The organism is Nocardioides sp. YIM 152315 (assembly GCF_029210375.1).
Taxonomy (GTDB): domain Bacteria; phylum Actinomycetota; class Actinomycetes; order Propionibacteriales; family Nocardioidaceae; genus Nocardioides.
The window spans coordinates 131,517-146,704 of record NZ_JARGER010000042.1; the positions used below are offsets into that span (position 1 = coordinate 131,517).

The following is a 15,188-nucleotide window of genomic DNA, read 5'->3' on the forward strand; positions in this document are numbered from 1 at the left end:
CAGTGCCGGTGGGCGTCGGGCCGGCGTCAGGCCGGCGTCAGTGCCCGGTGAGGCGTCCGGTGAGCCGTTCGTGGCGGTCGGCGCTCGACGGGTTGAGGCCGGCGATGGTGACGGTCTTGCCCTTGCGCTCGTACTTGGTGGTGATGGCGTCGAGCGCGGCGACGGTGGAGGCGTCCCAGATGTGGGAGTCCGAGAGGTCGATGACGACGCGGTCGGGGTCGCCGACGTAGTCGAACTGGGTGTAGAGGTCGTTGGAGGAGGCGAAGAACAGCTCACCGGTGACGCGGTAGACCGCCGTCGCCCGGCCGTGCTCGTCCTCGAGGAGCTCGCGGTGGGTGTCGGTGAGGTGCGCGACCCGGCGGGCGAACAGCGTCATCGCCACCAGGACGCCCACGACGACGCCGATGGCGAGGTTGTGGGTGGCGACGGTGACGGCGACCGTCGCGACCATGACGGCGGTCTCGGACCTCGGCATCCTGCGCAGGGTCGTGGGGTGGATCGAGTGCCAGTCGAAGGTGCCGACCGACACCATGATCATCACCGCGACCAGGGCGGCCATGGGTATCCGGGAGACGGCGTCGCCGAACCCGACCACCAGGACGAGCAGGAACGTGCCGGCCAGGAAGGTGGAGATCCGGGTGCGTGCCCCGGACACCTTCACGTTGATCATGGTCTGGCCGATCATCGCGCAGCCGCCCATGCCTCCGAAGAAGCCGGTGACGACGTTCGCGGCGCCCTGGCCGAGCGCCTCGCGGGTCTTGTCCGAGTGGGTGTCGGTGATGTCGTCGACGAGCTTCGCGGTCAGCAGCGACTCGAGAAGGCCGACCAGGGCCATCGCCAGCGCGTAGGGCGCGATGGTCTGCAGCGTGCCGAGGTCGAGCGGCACGTCGGGGAGGAACCACGACGGCAGGGAGTCGGGCAGCTCGCCCTGGTCGCCGACGTCGGGCACGCCGACGGCCGAGACGAGGGTGAACGCCGTGAGGGCGACGATCGCGACCAACGGTGCGGGGATGACCCTGTTGAGGCGCGGGAAGGCGACGATGACGGCGATGCCGACGGCGATCATCGGGTAGACCGCCCACGGCACGTCGACCATGTGGTCGATCTGCGCCTCGAAGATGAGGATCGCGAGGGCGTTGACGAACCCGACCATGACCGACCGGGGGATGAAGCGCATCAGCCGCGCCACCCCCGCCGCCGCCAGCAGGACCTGGATGCCCCCACCCAGGAGCACCGTGGCGATGAGGTAGTCGTAGCCGTGGTCGCGCATGACCGGTGCGATGACCAGGGCCACGGCGCCGGTGGCGGCGGAGATCATCGCGGGGCGCCCGCCCAGGAACGAGATCGCGACGGCCATCGTGAACGACGCGAACAGCCCGACGCGGGGGTCGACACCGGCGATGATGGAGAACGAGATGGCCTCGGGGATGAGCGCGAGCGCGACGACCAGGCCGGCGAGGACCTCGGTGCGCAGCAGGCGTGGCGAGCGCAGCGTGGTGCGGACACTGCGGTCCGGCGCGTCCGAGACGTTCACGCTGGTGCTCATGGCAGGGGATCTCCGTTCACGTGCGGGACTCGGGACGCGCAACGGCAGCGTCGTCTCCGCAGGCGGACGTCCGGGGCGGAACTCTACCGTCCGCCGCGGAGCTCCGTGGCACGCAGGAACTCACGGACGAGCCGCGACCACCAGGAACCGGACTCCCGGCGTTCGCGACGCGTCGTGAACTCGTAGTGGTACAGCCGGGCCCGGACGAGCCGAGGCGGCTCGCCGTCGAACGGATCGGTGCGGAGCAGGCCGAGGGCGTCCCGGTCGCCCTCGAGCAGCCGCTGGGCGAGGACCGGCAGCCACGGCTCGGCGTACGCCGGCGAGATCGCGGCGAACCACATCAGCCAGTCCAGGCGCAGGTGGTACGGCGCGAACTGGCGCGGTCGACGGCGTACGTCGCCGGGCTTGCCGCGGAAGTCGTACTCCGCCCACGTCCCGCCGTCGCGTGAGCCCTCCAGCACGATCTCGTAGCGCGAGCGGGTGACGTGCCCGAACGCGCCGTAGGCGTTGACCAGGTGCCACCTGTTGAACGACGTGTTCATCCGCTGCCGCGAGGACAGCAGGTTGGCCACCGGCCAGTAGCTGAGGACGGCGACGCCGATCGTCACGAGCGCCACCACGGCGACGAACGGGAGCGGCGCGCTGCCGTCGTGCGCTCCGGAGCCGGGCAGCAGCGGGGCCAGCCACGAGTCCGGGAGGGCGGACAGCGCGAGGACGATCGTGAGCCAGTTCAGCCAGGCGAAGTTGCCGCTGGCGACCAGCCACAGCTGGGTCACGATCATCACTGCCGCGGCGACTCCTGCGACCGGCCGGGGGAGGAACAGCGCGAAGGGCACGACGAGCTGGGTGACGTGGTTGGCCAGCGTCTCGACCCGGTGCACCCGGCGGGGTAGGCGGTGGAAGTGCCAGCTGAAGGGGCCCGGCATCGGCTGGGTCTCGTGGTGGAAGTCCAGGCACGTCAGGTCGCGCCAGCACCGGTCCCCGCGCATCTTGATCAGCCCGGCTCCGAACTCGACGCGGAAGAGCAGCCAGCGCAGCAGGAGCAGCGTCAGCAGTGGCGGGCCGACCGAGTCGTTGCCGAGGAAGACCGCGAGGAACCCCGCCTCCAGCAGCAGCGACTCCCAGCCGAACCCGTACCACGTCTGCCCGACGTTGACGATGGACAGGTACAGCAGCCACAGCACGACCCAGACCAGCATCGCGGGCGCCAGAGGCAGCGCATCGGTCAGCCCGGCGATCGTTGCCGCCGACAGTGCGGCGCCGGTCCAGGCGACGCCCAGGAAGAACCGGTCCGAGTGGTGCAGGTGGAAGAGGCCGGGCGACCGGCGGAAGGACACTCGCTGGAGGTAGTCGCGCACAGGGGTCAGGCCGTGGTCATCGAGCAGACCGCGGTACTGCCGGGCGGCAGCCACGAACGCGACGAGGTAGACCACGGCCAGTGCCCGCTGGAAGAGCTCCCTGGCGAGCCAGCCCTGCTCGGCGACGAACCAGTCGGTCACCCGGTCCCGGTACCCGACCGTCCGTCCCTGGTCGCCCGCCTGGCGGGCCTGGACGGATCCGGGATCGCCGACGACGCCGAGCGGATCGACCTGATCCATGGGCTGGAACGGCTCAAGTGCGCGGCCGAGGCCGCCCAGGCCGGGCTGGCCGCGACCCTCGCCGGCGACCACGGGGTGGCCGCCCAGGTGGCGCTGGCGCGCCGCGAGTCCCCGCACCGCGGGTCCCGGCACCTCTCGCTGGCGCGGGTGCTGCCGGAGCTCCCGCACACCCGCGCCGCGTTCCGGGCGGGTCGGATCAGCGAGTGGCGGGCCACGACGATCGCCCGCGAGACCGCGTGCCTTTCGCGGGAGGACCGGACCACGGTGGACCGCGCGATCGCCGGTGACCCCGATGCGCTGGAGTCCTACTCCGACCGCGTGCTGCTCGGCGAGCTGCTCAAGCTCGCCGCCCGGCTCGACCCGGCCTCGGTCGCCGACCGTCGCCGCCGGGCGGAGTCCGAGCGGCGGGTGACCTCGCGACCCGCGCCGGACACGATGGGCTATCTGACCCTCCTCGCCCCGGTGGCTCAGGTCGTGGCCTGCGTCGCCGCCCTCACCGCCGTCGCGGACGCCGCCGTCGCGGCCGGTGACCCCCGCACCCGCAGCCAGCTGATGGCGGACCTGCTCGTCGAGCGCGTCACCGGCGCGGCCACCCACGACGCGCGTGACGGCCGCGGTCCGCGACCCGTGGCCCCGGTGTCGATCGGGCTGGTGATGCCCGCCGGCGCCCTGCTCCAGGCCGCTCACGACACCGCCCACGAAACCGGTCACCTCAGCGGTCACGGCCCCATCCCGGCCTCGCTCGCCCGGGAGCTTGTCGCCGACCACCTGGACTCCGGTGCCCCGCCTCTACTCCCACCCCACCACCGGGGAGCTGGTCGCCATGGATTCCCGGCAGCGGCTGTTCCGCGACTCGCTCCGCGAGTACCTCGACCTGCGCGACCAGTGGTGCCGCACTCCCTGGTGCGGTGCGCCGATCCGCCACCGCGACCACGTCACCGGCGCGGCGGACGGCGGCCAGACCACCGCCGCCGACGGGCAGGGCCTCTGCGAGGCCTGCAACTACACGAAGACCGCTCCCGGCTGGCGGGCCCGACCATCACCCGACCCCGCCAACGGCGCCCACACGGTGGTGACTACCACCCCGACCGGCCACACCTACACCTCACACGCCCCACCCCAGACCGCGGTCCGCGCCGCCGCCTACCAGCAGGTCGCCGTCGGCCGGTGGGTCCTCATCGCCTGAGCAAGCCCGCGACGCATCCGCGGCGGCACGGGCGCAACCGTCCGGCGGTGCGCGAGACCACGAACCTCAGTCGAAGTCGAAGATCGACCGTCCGCCAGAGAAGTGCAGCACGTAGCGGCACCGCCTGCAGATCATCAGCGTCATCTTGTGGGAGGTGAACCCCCACCTGGAGTCCTGTCGCGACGACTCGCGGTCGAACTCCGTGCCGTGGCACAGCGGGCACTGCAGCTGCGGCTCCATCATCTTCACCCTTCACACGCGCGACTGGCTCGGCTTGAGACACTACCGAGCCAGTCACCCTGCGCGGGCGACGGTCTGAGCGGAGCGCCGAGTGCGAGGCCGCGCCGACGGGCGGGTCAGGCGTCGTGGTGCGCGATGATGACAGCGCCCGGGACGTCCTCGTCCGGCCCGATGATCAGCTCGGCGTCGATCGTGAAGCCCGCGTCACGAAGCCAACCCTCGACCTTGCTCGGCGGTCGATGGTGACTGTCGACGTTGATGGGAAGACCCGTGTAGCCCTGGGAGGTGTGTCGCGTCTCGTCACCGACGTGGAAGCCGACCAGGAGCGGCCCCTGGGGTCGCAGCACGCGACGGAGCTGCTCGCACACGCCGGGCATCGCGTGATCGGGCACGTGAATGACGGACCAGAACGCGACGATGCCGGCGACCGAGTCCCCGGCGAGGTCGAGGTCCGTCATCGTCCCGACCTCGAAGCGCAGGTGTGGATAGTCGTGCCGCGCGACGGCGATCATCTCGGGCGCGAGATCGATGCCGAACACGTCCAGTCCGGCGTCGTGGAGATGGTTGGTCACGTACCCCGGCCCGCAGCCGATGTCGACGACCTGCCCACCTCCGACACCGCGCACGAGCTCGGCGAACAACGCCAGACTCGCGCGCAGGTAGGGGCTCGCCTCCAGCAGTCCACGAACCTCGTCGGCGTAGCCGGACGCGTCGGTGTCGTACGACGAGCGGGTCTCGGACAGCCAGGCCTCAGCCATGGGTGACACCGTAGTCCCAGAGGCCCCGCGTCGACCCGCACCGTGTGACCAACCCGCCGGGAGCTGCAGACGTCGCCGGCGCCGCATGGTGCGGCTCCCCGGAAGAGGGGATGTCCGACACCGGGGCACGATCCACGCTGGATCCATGACGCACCTGATCTCCGGACCGGTGGTCGGACCCGGTGACACCGAGGTCCTCGAGCACCTCGACATGCTGTGTCGGGTCGCGCTCTCCGGCAGTGACACCGGTGGCGCGTTCTCCCTGGTGGAGGAGCGGGCGCGACTCGGCGCCGGCACGCCGCGCCACGTGCACACGCGGGAGGCGGAGACGTTCATGGTGCTCGACGGAGCGCTCGAGGGCTGGTGTGACGGTACGGCGACCCTCGTCGAGGCGGGCAGCATGATCCACCTTCCGGCGGGACTGGAGCACGCCTTCCGCATCGCGTCGGAGACCGCCCACTTCTACATGCTGGTCACGCCGTCGGGGTTCGAGTCGTTCTTCAGGGCGACCGGACACGCGGCAGGAGTCCCGTTCGAGGGCGAGCTCCCGGTCCCCGCCCCGGTGCCGCCGGAGGCGGTGGCCCGGCTCCAGGAGGTGCTGGACCCGCTCGGCGTCACGGTCACCGGGCCGCCGCCGTTCGCGCCCTGACGTGGCCCGCCTGGACCGGTGGCCGCGAGTCTGCATGCGCCGCGACCTGTCGACACCGACGCTTAACCGGAGGCGAAATGTCGGAGCGGGGTCCTAGGGTTCGGACAGTGAGCACCGTCGACGCCGACTCCATGATCCACGCCTCGGGCGTGCGCAAGTCCTTCGGGAGCTTCGAGGCCGTGCGCGGCATCGACGTCGACGTACGCCGCGGCGAGGCGTTCGGCTTCCTCGGACCCAACGGGGCGGGCAAGTCGAGCACGATGCGCATGGTGGCGGCCGTCTCGCCGGTGAGCGCCGGCACGCTGCGGATCCTGGGGATGGATCCGGCGACCGACGGGCCGCGGATCCGCGCCCGCATCGGTGTCTGCCCTCAGGAGGACACCCTCGACACCGAGCTCACGGTGCGTGAGAACCTCTACATCTACGGCCGCTACTTCGGCCTCCCGCGCCGCGAGGTGCGCGAGCGCGTCGACGAGCTGCTGGAGTTCGTGCAGCTGACCGAGAAGGCCGGCGCCATGGTCGAGGACCTCTCCGGCGGCATGAAGCGCCGGTTGACGATCGCGCGCAGCCTGATCAACCGGCCCGAGGTGCTGCTGCTCGACGAGCCGACGACCGGCCTCGACCCCCAGGCCCGCCACGTCGTGTGGGACCGGCTGTTCCGGCTCCGTCAGCAGGGCGTCACGCTCGTGCTGACGAGCCACTACATGGACGAGGTCGAGCAGCTCTGCAGCCGCCTCGTCGTCATGGACAAGGGCGTGATCGTCGCCGAGGGCTCGCCGCTGGGACTGATCGGCGAGCACTCCACCCGCGAGGTCGCCGAGCTCCGCTTCGCGGTGGGGGAGAACGAGGCGGCCGCCAGCAAGGTCGAGGACCTCGCCGACCGGGTCGAGGTGCTGCCCGACCGGCTGCTGCTCTACACCGCCGACGGCGAGGAGACCGTCGCCAGGGTCCACGAGCGCGGTCTCGAGCCGGTGGCGACGCTGGTACGCCGCAGCACGCTGGAGGACGTCTTCCTGCGCCTCACCGGCCGGACGCTGGTCGACTGATGGCCGAGTCGACCGCACCCGCCAACGACCTTGCCGGCGCCGCCCGGCTGCTCGACTACTGGGCCATCGGCTACCGCCGCACCTGGAAGGGCACGGCGATCTCGTCGTTCGTCAACCCGCTCTTCTACGTGCTCGCGATGGGCGTGCTGCTGGGCGACTACATCAGCGGCGACCCCGGCCAGCTCGAGGGCGCCACGTCCTACCTCGCCTTCATCGCGCCCGGCCTCCTCGCCGGCCAGGCGATGCAGACGTCGTTCGGCGAGACGACCTACCCGGTCATGGGCATGATCAAGTGGCAGCGCGTCTACTACGCGATGACCGCCTCGCCGCTGAGCGTGAGGTCGGTGATCCTCGGCCACCTCGGCTTCGTGATGTTCCGGGTCGGGCTCACGTGCGGCGTGTTCGTCCTCGTGATGGCGCCGTTCGGGGTCTTCGAGACCGTGTGGGGCGCGGTCCTGGCGTTCCTCGTGCAGTTCCTCGTCGGGCTGGCCTTCGCCACCCCGATCTACGCCTTCTCGGCCGGGCTGAAGGACGAGAGCCCGTTCGCGCTCGTCTTCCGGCTCGGGATGATCCCGCTCTTCCTCTTCTCCGGGGCGTTCTTCCCGATCGACAACCTCGACCGCTGGATGCAGGTCCTCGCGCAGGCCACCCCGCTGTGGCACGGCGTCGACCTCACCCGGATGCTCACCCTCGACACGGTCGACGGGTCCGCCGCGCTCGTGCACGTCGCCTACCTCGTCGTCCTCGCCGCACTCGGCTGGCTCTGGGCCGTGCACCGCCTGAGCCGGAGGCTGATGTCCTGATGGCCCTCACCGCCACCGCCGTCGCGCACACCGCGGCCCGCCCCGTCAGCCCGGGAGAGGCCACCGGGCTGCTCGTCTACCGCAACTACCTGGCCTATCGCCGCGCCTGGTACATCTTCCTCACCGGCTTCCTCGAGCCGGTCTTCTACCTCTTCTCGATCGGCGTCGGCGTCGGCCAGCTGGTCACCGGGTTCGAGTTCAACGGCCAGGACATCCCGTACGCCGAGTTCGTCGCGCCGGGCATGCTCGCCGCCTCCGCGATGAACGGCTCCCTGCTCGACAGCACCTTCAACTTCTTCTTCAAGCTGAAGTACAACAAGCTGTTCGACCAGATGCTGGCCACGCCGCTGACCACCATGGACGTCGCTCGTGGCGAGCTCAGCTGGTCGCTGATGCGCGGCGGCCTCTACTCCGCGGGCTTCCTCGCCGTCATGGTCGCGATGGGGCTGGTGTCGTCCTGGTGGGCCGTCCTCGTCGTGCCCGCGGCGCTGCTCATCGGACTCGCCTTCGGCGGCGTCTGCATGGCGCTGACGACCTGGATGCGCTCCTGGCAGGACTTCGAGTGGGTGACGCTCGCGACCATGCCGATGTTCCTCTTCTCGGCGACGTTCTTCCCGGTCGAGGCCTACCCCTCCGCGATCCGCTGGCTCGTCGAGGTCACGCCGCTCTACCGTGGGGTCGTGCTCTGCCGCGAGCTCACGACCGGGACGTTGTCGTGGGGGAGTGCGTTCTCGGTCGTCTACCTGGTCGCCATGGGCGTGGTCGGCCTGCTCGTCGTCCGCCGCCGCCTCGACCGGCTGCTGCTCACGTGACCCGCCACGCCATGCCGCGGGCCAACCCGGTCGTCCGGGGCCTCCTGGCGGTCACGTTCACCCGGCCGCGGGTCGAGGTGTCGCGGAGCGCGCTCCTGGTGTCGATGGGCTGGGCGTTCCGGGCGGTCGTGCCGCGCGCGACGGTCACCGAGGTCGCCGCTGTGCCGTGGAGGCGGATGAGCATCGGCGCCCACGGCTGGCGCGGGCGCTGGCTGGTCAACACCGCCACCGGCCCGCTGGTCCGGGTGCGGGTCGACCCGGCCACGCCCGGGCGCGTCCTCGGCTTCCCGGTCCGGGTCCGCGAGCTCACGCTCAGCATCGACGACGTCGACGCCTTCCTCACCGATCTCCGCTGACGGTGAGCCTCCGCTCCCACAACTCGGTGTCGATCCACCGGTCGAACTTCCGGCCGACGTCGTGCAGCACCCCGGCCCGCTCGAAGCCGCAGGCGCGGTGCAGCGCCTGGCTGCCGGGGTTCGGGAGCGCGACCACGGCGACCACCGTGCGCACGCCGCCCGCACGCAGCCGCGAGAGCAGCTCGTCGTACAGCGCCCGCCCGATCCCGGAGCCGCGCGCTCCGGCCGCCAGGTAGATCGACGTCTCCCGCGTGTGCCGGTAGGCCGCCCGTGGCCGGTAGCTGCTCGAGTAGGCGTAGCCGATCACCACGCCGTCGCGCTCGGCCGCGAGCACGTGGTCACCCGGATGCGTCGAGGAGAGCCGCTCGTGCCAGTAGTCCGGCCCGGGCGGCTCGGTCGCGAAGGTCGAGATGCCGTGCTGCACCTCGTCGTCATAGATCGCGGCGATGTCGACGATGTCGTCCGGCAGCGCCGTGCGCACGAGAACCATGGCGCCATCTTCGCGGACCTTGTCCGGATCTCCCGCGACGTGGTCGGCCCGGGCTGGGAGGATGTGCCCATGAACGCCGAGACCATCGTCCCCGACACCAAGGACTGGACCTGGGTCCTCGACCGCAGCTGCCCGGAGTGCGGGTTCGACGCGTCGAGCGTGACGGTCGACCGGATCCCGGCCGTGATCCGCGACAACGCCACCACCTGGGAGGCCGTGCTCACGCTCGGCGACGCGGCGTCGCGGTCCGTCCCGACCACCTGGTCGCCGCTGGAGTACGCCTGCCACGTGCGCGACGTGCACCGCATCTTCGACGTGCGCGTGGCGATGATGCTCGACGAGGTCGACCCGCGGTTCCCCAACTGGGACCAGGACGAGGCCGCCGTCGAGGAGGGGTACGGCGAGCAGGTGCCGGCCACCGTCGCGACCGACCTGCTGGACGCCGCGGAGCGGGTGGCCGAGCGCTACGAGTCGGTGCCGCCCGGCGCGTGGAGCCGGCGCGGCTTCCGCAGCAACGGCAGCGAGTTCACGATCGAGACGATCGGCCTCTACCACCTGCACGACATCGTCCACCACGCCTGGGACGTGCGCGCCGCGGCCGAGCGCGCCACGCGGCCCGCATGAGACACACCGAGTTCTGGGCGCGGATGGACGACGCGCTCGGGCCGACGTACTCCCGCTCCTGGGCCGCCAGCGTCGTGATCCGCGAGCTCGGCGGGCGGACGGTGTCCGAGGCGCTGGACGCCGGCGTGCCGCCGAAGGAGATCTGGGCCGCCGTCTGGCGGGCCCTCGAGCTGCCGGCGAACAAGAAGTGAGCACGCCGGAGTGACGGCACCGACCCGCACCCTCCCGGACCTGGCGGCCGTCCAGCGGCGGACGGTGCGCACGCTCGTCATCGCCCAGGCCGTCGGTGCCATCGGCATCACGATCGGCATCGCCACCGCATCGCTGCTCGCGCGCGACCTCTCGGGCTCGGAGAGCCTGGCCGGGCTCGCCCAGACCTTCCAGGTGCTCGGCGCCGCCGTCGCGGCGTACCTGCTCGCCCGCCTGATGGCCCGGCGCGGCCGACGCGTCGGCCTCGGCGCGGGCTACCTCATCGGTGCGGCCGGTGCCCTGCTGGCCGTGCTCGCCGGTGTGCTGGACTCGATGCTGGTGCTGCTGGTCGGGGCCGTGCTGCTGGGTGCGACGACGGCGGCCAACAGCGGCGCGCGGTACGCCGCGACCGACCTCGCCGAGGACGCCCACAAGGGCCGGGCCCTCTCGACCGTCGTCTGGGCGACCACGATCGGGGCGGTCGCGGGCCCCAACCTGACCGGGCCCTCCGGCGCGTTCGCCGAGGCCGTCGGGATCCCGGAGCTGACGGGACCGTTCGCGCTCGGCAGCATCGGCATGCTGGCCGCGGCGCTGGTCGTGTGGGTGCTGCTGCGGCCCGACCCGCTGCTGCTCGCGCGCGAGGCGGCCGGCGTGGCGCCCGAGCCACCGCCCGGCACCGCGTGGTCGCGGGCGGTCGCCGCCGCCAGGGTCCAGCCGGTGCTGGCGTTCGCCGTGCTCGGCATGGCCTGCGCGCACGCCGCGATGGTCGGCGTGATGGTGATGTCGCCGCTGCACATGGAGCACGGGCACGCCGAGCTGCGGGTGATCGGGCTCGTCATCAGCCTGCACGTGCTCGGCATGTTCGCCTTCTCGCCGCTCGTGGGCATGCTCGCCGACCGTACGGGCCGGGCCACGGTGCTCGTCGAGGGTGCCGTCCTGCTGCTGGCGGCGATGCTGCTGTGTGCCGCCGCCCCGGAGGGCTCGTCGTGGCAGATGTTCGCCGGCCTCTTCCTGCTCGGCCTCGGCTGGTCGTTCGCCACGGTCGCCGCGTCGACGCTGATCGCCCAGCACGCGCCCCTCGACGCGCGCACCGACGTCCAGGGCGCCGCCGACCTGGTGATGGGGCTGACCGCGGCGGGTGCCGGGGGACTGGCCGGCGTGATCGTCGGGGTCTGGGGCTACCCCGAGCTCGCGGTCTGCTCGATCGGACTGGTCGCGCTCGTCGCCGTCGCCGGGCTCGGCGCCCGCGCCACCACGCGGATGGCAGTCTGAGCGCATGAGCATCGCTGACGTCGCCGTGATCGGCGGCACCGGCTTCTACTCGTTCCTCGACGACTACGACGAGCACGTGGTCGATACGCCGTACGGCGCGCCCTCGGCGCCCGTCGCGGTCGGAGAGCTCGCCGGGCGGAGGGTCGCGTTCCTGCCGCGACACGGCCCGCACCACGAGCATCCTCCGCACGCCATCCCCTACCGGGCGAACCTCTGGGCGCTGCGCGCGCTCGGCGTGCGCCAGGTGCTCGCGCCCTGCGCGGTCGGCGGGCTCGGCGACGGGGTCGCCCCCGGTGACGTCGTCGTCCCCGACCAGCTGGTCGACCGGACCGTCCGACGGGCCTCGTCGTACGTCGAGCGTGGGGCCGTCCACCTGCCGTTCGCCGACCCCTACTGCCCCCACGTCTCTGCCGCGGTCGCGGCCGCCGACGCCACGGTGAAGGCCGGGGGAGCGATGGTCGTCATCGAGGGGCCGCGCTTCTCCACCCGAGCGGAGTCGCGCCACTACGCCGAGCAGGGCTGGGCGCTGATCAACATGACCGGCGCCCCCGAGGCGGCGCTCGCCCGGGAGATGCGGATGTGCTACGCGGCGATCGCGCTCGTGACCGACATGGACGCCGGCGCCGACACGGGTGAGGGGGTGAGCCAGGCGGAGGTGTTCGCGCTGTTCCGGGCGAACCTCGACCGGCTCGGCGGCCTGCTCACCCGCACCGTCAAGGGGCTCCCGGACCCCGACGGCTGCGGTTGCTCGACGTGGGCCGACGGCATCGAGCTGACCTACGAGATCCCGTGAGGGTGCTGCTCACCGGCTCCGCCGGCTTCGTCGGCACGGCGATCGGCGGTGCCCTCGAGGCGGCCGGCCACGACGTCGTCCGGGTCGACCTGATGCTGCCGCAGGCGCACGGTGCGACCGCGCCGCCGCCCGGCACCCACCGGCTCGACGTCCGCGACGCCGGCTCGTGGGCCGGCGCACTCGACGGCGTCGACGCCGTCTGCCACCAGGCCGCCGTCGTCGGCGCCGGGGTGCGGGTCGGCGACCTGCCCGACTACGCCTCGCACAACGACCTCGGCACCGCCGCGCTGCTCGCCGCCATGCACGACGCCGGAGTCGACCGGCTGGTGCTCGCCTCGTCGATGGTCGTCTACGGCGAGGGCCGCTACACCTGCCCCACGCACGGCGACCAGGTCCCGCCGCCGCGCGCCCGTGAGGCGCTCGAGGCGGGCGACCTGGAGAACCACTGCCCGCGCTGCGGCGCCACGCTCGGCTGGGCGCTGGTCGACGAGTCGGCGCGGCTCGACCCGCGCTCGTCGTACGCCGCGAGCAAGGTCGCCCAGGAGCACTACACCTCCGCGTGGGTCCGCCAGGCCGACGCGTCGGCGGTCGCGCTGCGCTACCACAACGTCTACGGGCCCGGCATGCCGCGGGACACTCCGTACTCCGGCGTGGCCGCGATGTTCCGGTCGTCCCTCGAGCGCCGCGAGCGACCGCAGGTCTTCGAGGACGGCGGGCAGATGCGCGACTTCGTGCACGTCGCCGACGTCGCGCGCGCCAACGTGCTGGCGCTCGAGTCGGTGGTCGCCGGGCGACCTGGCCGGTTCGACGCCTACAACGTGTGCTCGGGGCGGCCGGTGAGCATCCTCGACGTCGCCCGGCTGGTCGGCGCGGGCTCGGGGATCGAGCCGGAGGTGACCGGCGGCTACCGGCTCGGTGACGTGCGGCACGTGGTCGCGTCACCGGGGCGGGCGCGGGGGGAGCTCGGCTTCGCGGCCGAGGTCACCCCCGGCCGCGGCCTGGTGGAGTTCGCGTCGGCGCCCCTGCGCGACTGAGCCGGCTCGGCGTCAGCGGGATCCGGCGGTGCTGTGGAAGTGCACCCGGCCGAAGGCGTCGAACTGCGCGTCGAGACGGGCGTCGCGCAGCGACTCCGCGGCCTCGGGCCCGAGGAAGAGCCGCGCGCCGTCGAGCTCGACGGCGCGTTCGTCGGCTCCGGGTGCGTCGGCGGGCTTCACGGTGAATCCGGAGTCGGCGCCGGCCGGGCGCCGGATGCGGAGACCTGCGGTGTCGGCGTACTGCGCCTGCTCCGGGATCATCCGGATGACGTCACGCGCCGCGTCGGTGAGGGTGAGCATGGGTGTCGCTCCTCCTTCGTTGCCGGGTGTGTGTCATCGGTCCCGTTCCCGGCGCCGGGCGCCAGCGCACGGGGTGGGCGCGCATCGTGACCAAGCGTTGCGGGGCTGTGACCGTTCCGTGACCTGGCGGCGGGGTCACCACGACGTGTAGAGCAGGTGCTGCACCACCAGCGCCCAGGCGAGCTGCAGCACCAGCCCCCAGCGCCGCCAGCGCTCGGGCAGCAGCGCCATCGAGAGCGTCAGCCACGGCACGAACGGCAGCCAGATCCGCTCCACCTCGGCCTTGCTCATCCGCGACAGGTCGGCGAGCACGATGCACGCACCGGCGGCCGCCACCAGCAGCACCACCACGCGATCGGCGCGGCGCCACGACGCGGCCGTCCGCGCGAGCCCGGCGCCCAGGAGCGGACCCGCGCTGACGAGGAGGGCGGCGAGGTCGGCCCACAGCCAGTACGCCGCGGGGCGGTCCGCCGCGATGCCGTCCCAGTAGCGCTCGCGCAGCACCGGGAACGCGTCCCACCACGCGAAGCCCCCCGCGGCGAACCCGAGGACCACCGCCAGCGCGACACCCGCGGCGATCGGCAGCGGACGCCAGGAGCGGGCCGCCACCAGCACGGCGACCGCGACGACGCCGAGCAGCGGCAGGCCGTAGGACATCATCACGCCGGCGCCGAGCAGCAGGCCCGCGACGGCGGACCACCCGAGCCGCCGACCACGGGACGACGCCGTCGCGGCGAGCGCGAGGCAGGCCAGCCCCCAGGCGCCGACGGCGGCGAAGAGGGCGTCCGCCGACACCGCCATGAAGACCGCGGCCGGGGTGAGCACCACGAACGGAGCCGCCCGGCGAGCGGACTCCTCCGCGCCCAGCGCGCGGAGCGCGACCAGCACGGCGAGCGCGGTGGTCGCGGCCGCCGCCGTCACCACGAGCCCGGCCGCGAACGATCCGCCGAGGCCGACCTTCACCAGGCCGACGAAGAAGAGCAGTGCGAGGGGCGGGTGGCCCGCCGGATGCGTGGGCCACGCGTCCGGCGCGTCGATCGGGATGCGGTCGACGTACCCGTGCAGCAGCGCCGACACGTCGGTCACGTCCCGCGCCGAGCTCAGGTACTCGTACTCGCCGCCGAGCACCCGCGAGATCCCGTCGCTGCCGTCGACGAATGCCAGCGACAGCAGCCAGGCCAGCCCCACGACGTACGACGTGAGCAGGAGCCGGCCCCACGGGAGACGACGGGCGAGCGCGGGGCCGAAACCGCCCGCGAGCGCGGCGAGCGCGACGGCCGGCAGCGTGCCGGGGCCCCACCACTTCGGCTCCCACAGGCCGTGCAGCGGCGGGATCTCGCGCGGCGACGCGCTGCGCGGCGCCCGCGGCCAGACCTCCCACCCGAGCCAGCGGGGGAGCACGAAGGCGGCCGCCACGAGCAGCAGCGCCGCCACGAGCCCGATCCAGGCTGCTCGGGCTCGCGTCGGCATGACCCCGACCCTAGGGTCGGGG

At 72.8% G+C, this 15,188-nt stretch carries 18 protein-coding genes; 11 read left to right on the plus strand and 7 right to left on the minus strand.

Features of this window, described 5'->3' with window-relative positions; genetic code table 11:
- Nucleotides 1-37: 37 nt before the first annotated feature.
- Together PZ894_RS18240 and PZ894_RS18245 are read right to left on the minus strand one after the other, a co-directional pair.
- The gene (locus PZ894_RS18240; protein WP_275746982.1) at nt 38-1,546 is read right to left on the minus strand and encodes a SulP family inorganic anion transporter; all 1,509 of its coding nucleotides are present in this window, start codon (nt 1,544-1,546) and stop codon (nt 38-40) included.
- An 83-nt stretch (nt 1,547-1,629) separates the two neighbouring features.
- Nucleotides 1,630-3,867: a lipase maturation factor family protein gene (locus PZ894_RS18245; protein ID WP_275746984.1), complete on the minus strand. Its 2,238-nt coding sequence runs from the start codon at nt 3,865-3,867 to the stop codon at nt 1,630-1,632.
- A 100-nt stretch (nt 3,868-3,967) separates the two neighbouring features.
- Here PZ894_RS18245 and PZ894_RS18250 point away from each other — a divergent pair, with 100 nt between their 5' ends.
- A complete protein-coding gene (locus PZ894_RS18250; RefSeq protein WP_275746986.1) occupies nt 3,968-4,330 on the plus strand; it encodes an HNH endonuclease signature motif containing protein in 363 nt (120 codons plus the stop codon).
- Between the two features lie 66 nt (nt 4,331-4,396).
- Here the strand turns inward: PZ894_RS18250 and PZ894_RS18255 are convergent, their stop codons facing one another.
- Together PZ894_RS18255 and PZ894_RS18260 are read right to left on the minus strand one after the other, a co-directional pair.
- The gene (locus PZ894_RS18255; protein ID WP_275746988.1) at nt 4,397-4,570 is read right to left on the minus strand and encodes a hypothetical protein; all 174 of its coding nucleotides are present in this window, start codon (nt 4,568-4,570) and stop codon (nt 4,397-4,399) included.
- 116 nt (nt 4,571-4,686) lie between these two features.
- On the minus strand, nt 4,687-5,328 hold the full coding sequence (locus tag PZ894_RS18260) for a class I SAM-dependent methyltransferase (RefSeq protein WP_275746989.1): 642 nt from the start codon (nt 5,326-5,328) through the stop codon (nt 4,687-4,689).
- A gap of 145 nt (nt 5,329-5,473) precedes the next feature.
- Here PZ894_RS18260 and PZ894_RS18265 point away from each other — a divergent pair, with 145 nt between their 5' ends.
- The 5 genes from PZ894_RS18265 to PZ894_RS18285 all read left to right on the plus strand — a co-directional run bounded on the left by PZ894_RS18265 (nt 5,474) and on the right by PZ894_RS18285 (nt 8,994).
- Complete coding sequence (locus tag PZ894_RS18265; RefSeq protein WP_275746990.1) at nt 5,474-5,977, plus strand: cupin domain-containing protein; 504 nt, start codon at nt 5,474-5,476, stop codon at nt 5,975-5,977.
- Nucleotides 5,978-6,108: 131 nt separating this feature from the next.
- Nucleotides 6,109-7,023 carry an ABC transporter ATP-binding protein gene (locus PZ894_RS18270; RefSeq protein WP_275747179.1) on the plus strand — a complete coding sequence of 305 codons (915 nt, stop codon included), beginning with the start codon at nt 6,109-6,111 and terminating at the stop codon, nt 7,021-7,023.
- Nucleotides 7,023-7,826: an ABC transporter permease gene (locus PZ894_RS18275; protein WP_275746993.1), complete on the plus strand. Its 804-nt coding sequence runs from the start codon at nt 7,023-7,025 to the stop codon at nt 7,824-7,826. The genes PZ894_RS18270 and PZ894_RS18275 overlap by 1 nt, the downstream gene beginning before the upstream one ends.
- Nucleotides 7,826-8,638, plus strand: a complete 813-nt coding sequence (locus tag PZ894_RS18280) for an ABC transporter permease (protein WP_275746995.1) — start codon at nt 7,826-7,828, stop codon at nt 8,636-8,638. The genes PZ894_RS18275 and PZ894_RS18280 overlap by 1 nt, the downstream gene beginning before the upstream one ends.
- The gene (locus tag PZ894_RS18285) at nt 8,635-8,994 is read left to right on the plus strand and encodes a hypothetical protein (protein WP_275746996.1); all 360 of its coding nucleotides are present in this window, start codon (nt 8,635-8,637) and stop codon (nt 8,992-8,994) included. The genes PZ894_RS18280 and PZ894_RS18285 overlap by 4 nt, the downstream gene beginning before the upstream one ends.
- Here PZ894_RS18285 and PZ894_RS18290 read toward each other — a convergent pair.
- Complete coding sequence (locus tag PZ894_RS18290; RefSeq protein ID WP_275746998.1) at nt 8,978-9,484, minus strand: GNAT family N-acetyltransferase; 507 nt, start codon at nt 9,482-9,484, stop codon at nt 8,978-8,980. The two genes, PZ894_RS18285 and PZ894_RS18290, sit on opposite strands and share 17 nt — an antisense overlap.
- A gap of 69 nt (nt 9,485-9,553) precedes the next feature.
- Here PZ894_RS18290 and PZ894_RS18295 point away from each other — a divergent pair, with 69 nt between their 5' ends.
- The 5 genes from PZ894_RS18295 to PZ894_RS18315 are packed head-to-tail and all read left to right on the plus strand — an operon-like array spanning nt 9,554 to nt 13,396.
- Nucleotides 9,554-10,108, plus strand: a complete 555-nt coding sequence (locus PZ894_RS18295; protein ID WP_275747000.1) for a DinB family protein — start codon at nt 9,554-9,556, stop codon at nt 10,106-10,108.
- Entirely contained in the window at nt 10,105-10,299 is a 195-nt protein-coding gene (locus PZ894_RS18300; protein ID WP_275747002.1) for a DUF3046 domain-containing protein, read from the plus strand. Before PZ894_RS18295 ends, PZ894_RS18300 begins: the two co-directional genes overlap by 4 nt.
- A 10-nt stretch (nt 10,300-10,309) precedes the next feature.
- Nucleotides 10,310-11,569 carry an MFS transporter gene (locus tag PZ894_RS18305; RefSeq protein ID WP_275747004.1) on the plus strand — a complete coding sequence of 420 codons (1,260 nt, stop codon included), beginning with the start codon at nt 10,310-10,312 and terminating at the stop codon, nt 11,567-11,569.
- Between the two features lie 4 nt (nt 11,570-11,573).
- Nucleotides 11,574-12,362 carry an S-methyl-5'-thioadenosine phosphorylase gene (locus PZ894_RS18310; protein ID WP_275747006.1) on the plus strand — a complete coding sequence of 263 codons (789 nt, stop codon included), beginning with the start codon at nt 11,574-11,576 and terminating at the stop codon, nt 12,360-12,362.
- Nucleotides 12,359-13,396, plus strand: a complete 1,038-nt coding sequence (locus PZ894_RS18315; RefSeq protein WP_275747007.1) for an NAD-dependent epimerase/dehydratase family protein — start codon at nt 12,359-12,361, stop codon at nt 13,394-13,396. Before PZ894_RS18310 ends, PZ894_RS18315 begins: the two co-directional genes overlap by 4 nt.
- Before the next feature lie 12 nt (nt 13,397-13,408).
- Here the strand turns inward: PZ894_RS18315 and PZ894_RS18320 are convergent, their stop codons facing one another.
- Nucleotides 13,409-13,696 carry a hypothetical protein gene (locus tag PZ894_RS18320; RefSeq protein ID WP_275747010.1) on the minus strand — a complete coding sequence of 96 codons (288 nt, stop codon included), beginning with the start codon at nt 13,694-13,696 and terminating at the stop codon, nt 13,409-13,411.
- Between the two features lie 135 nt (nt 13,697-13,831).
- Nucleotides 13,832-15,166, minus strand: coding sequence for a hypothetical protein (locus tag PZ894_RS18325; RefSeq protein ID WP_275747012.1), 1,335 nt, complete (start codon nt 15,164-15,166; stop codon nt 13,832-13,834).
- Nucleotides 15,167-15,188 lie beyond the last annotated feature (22 nt).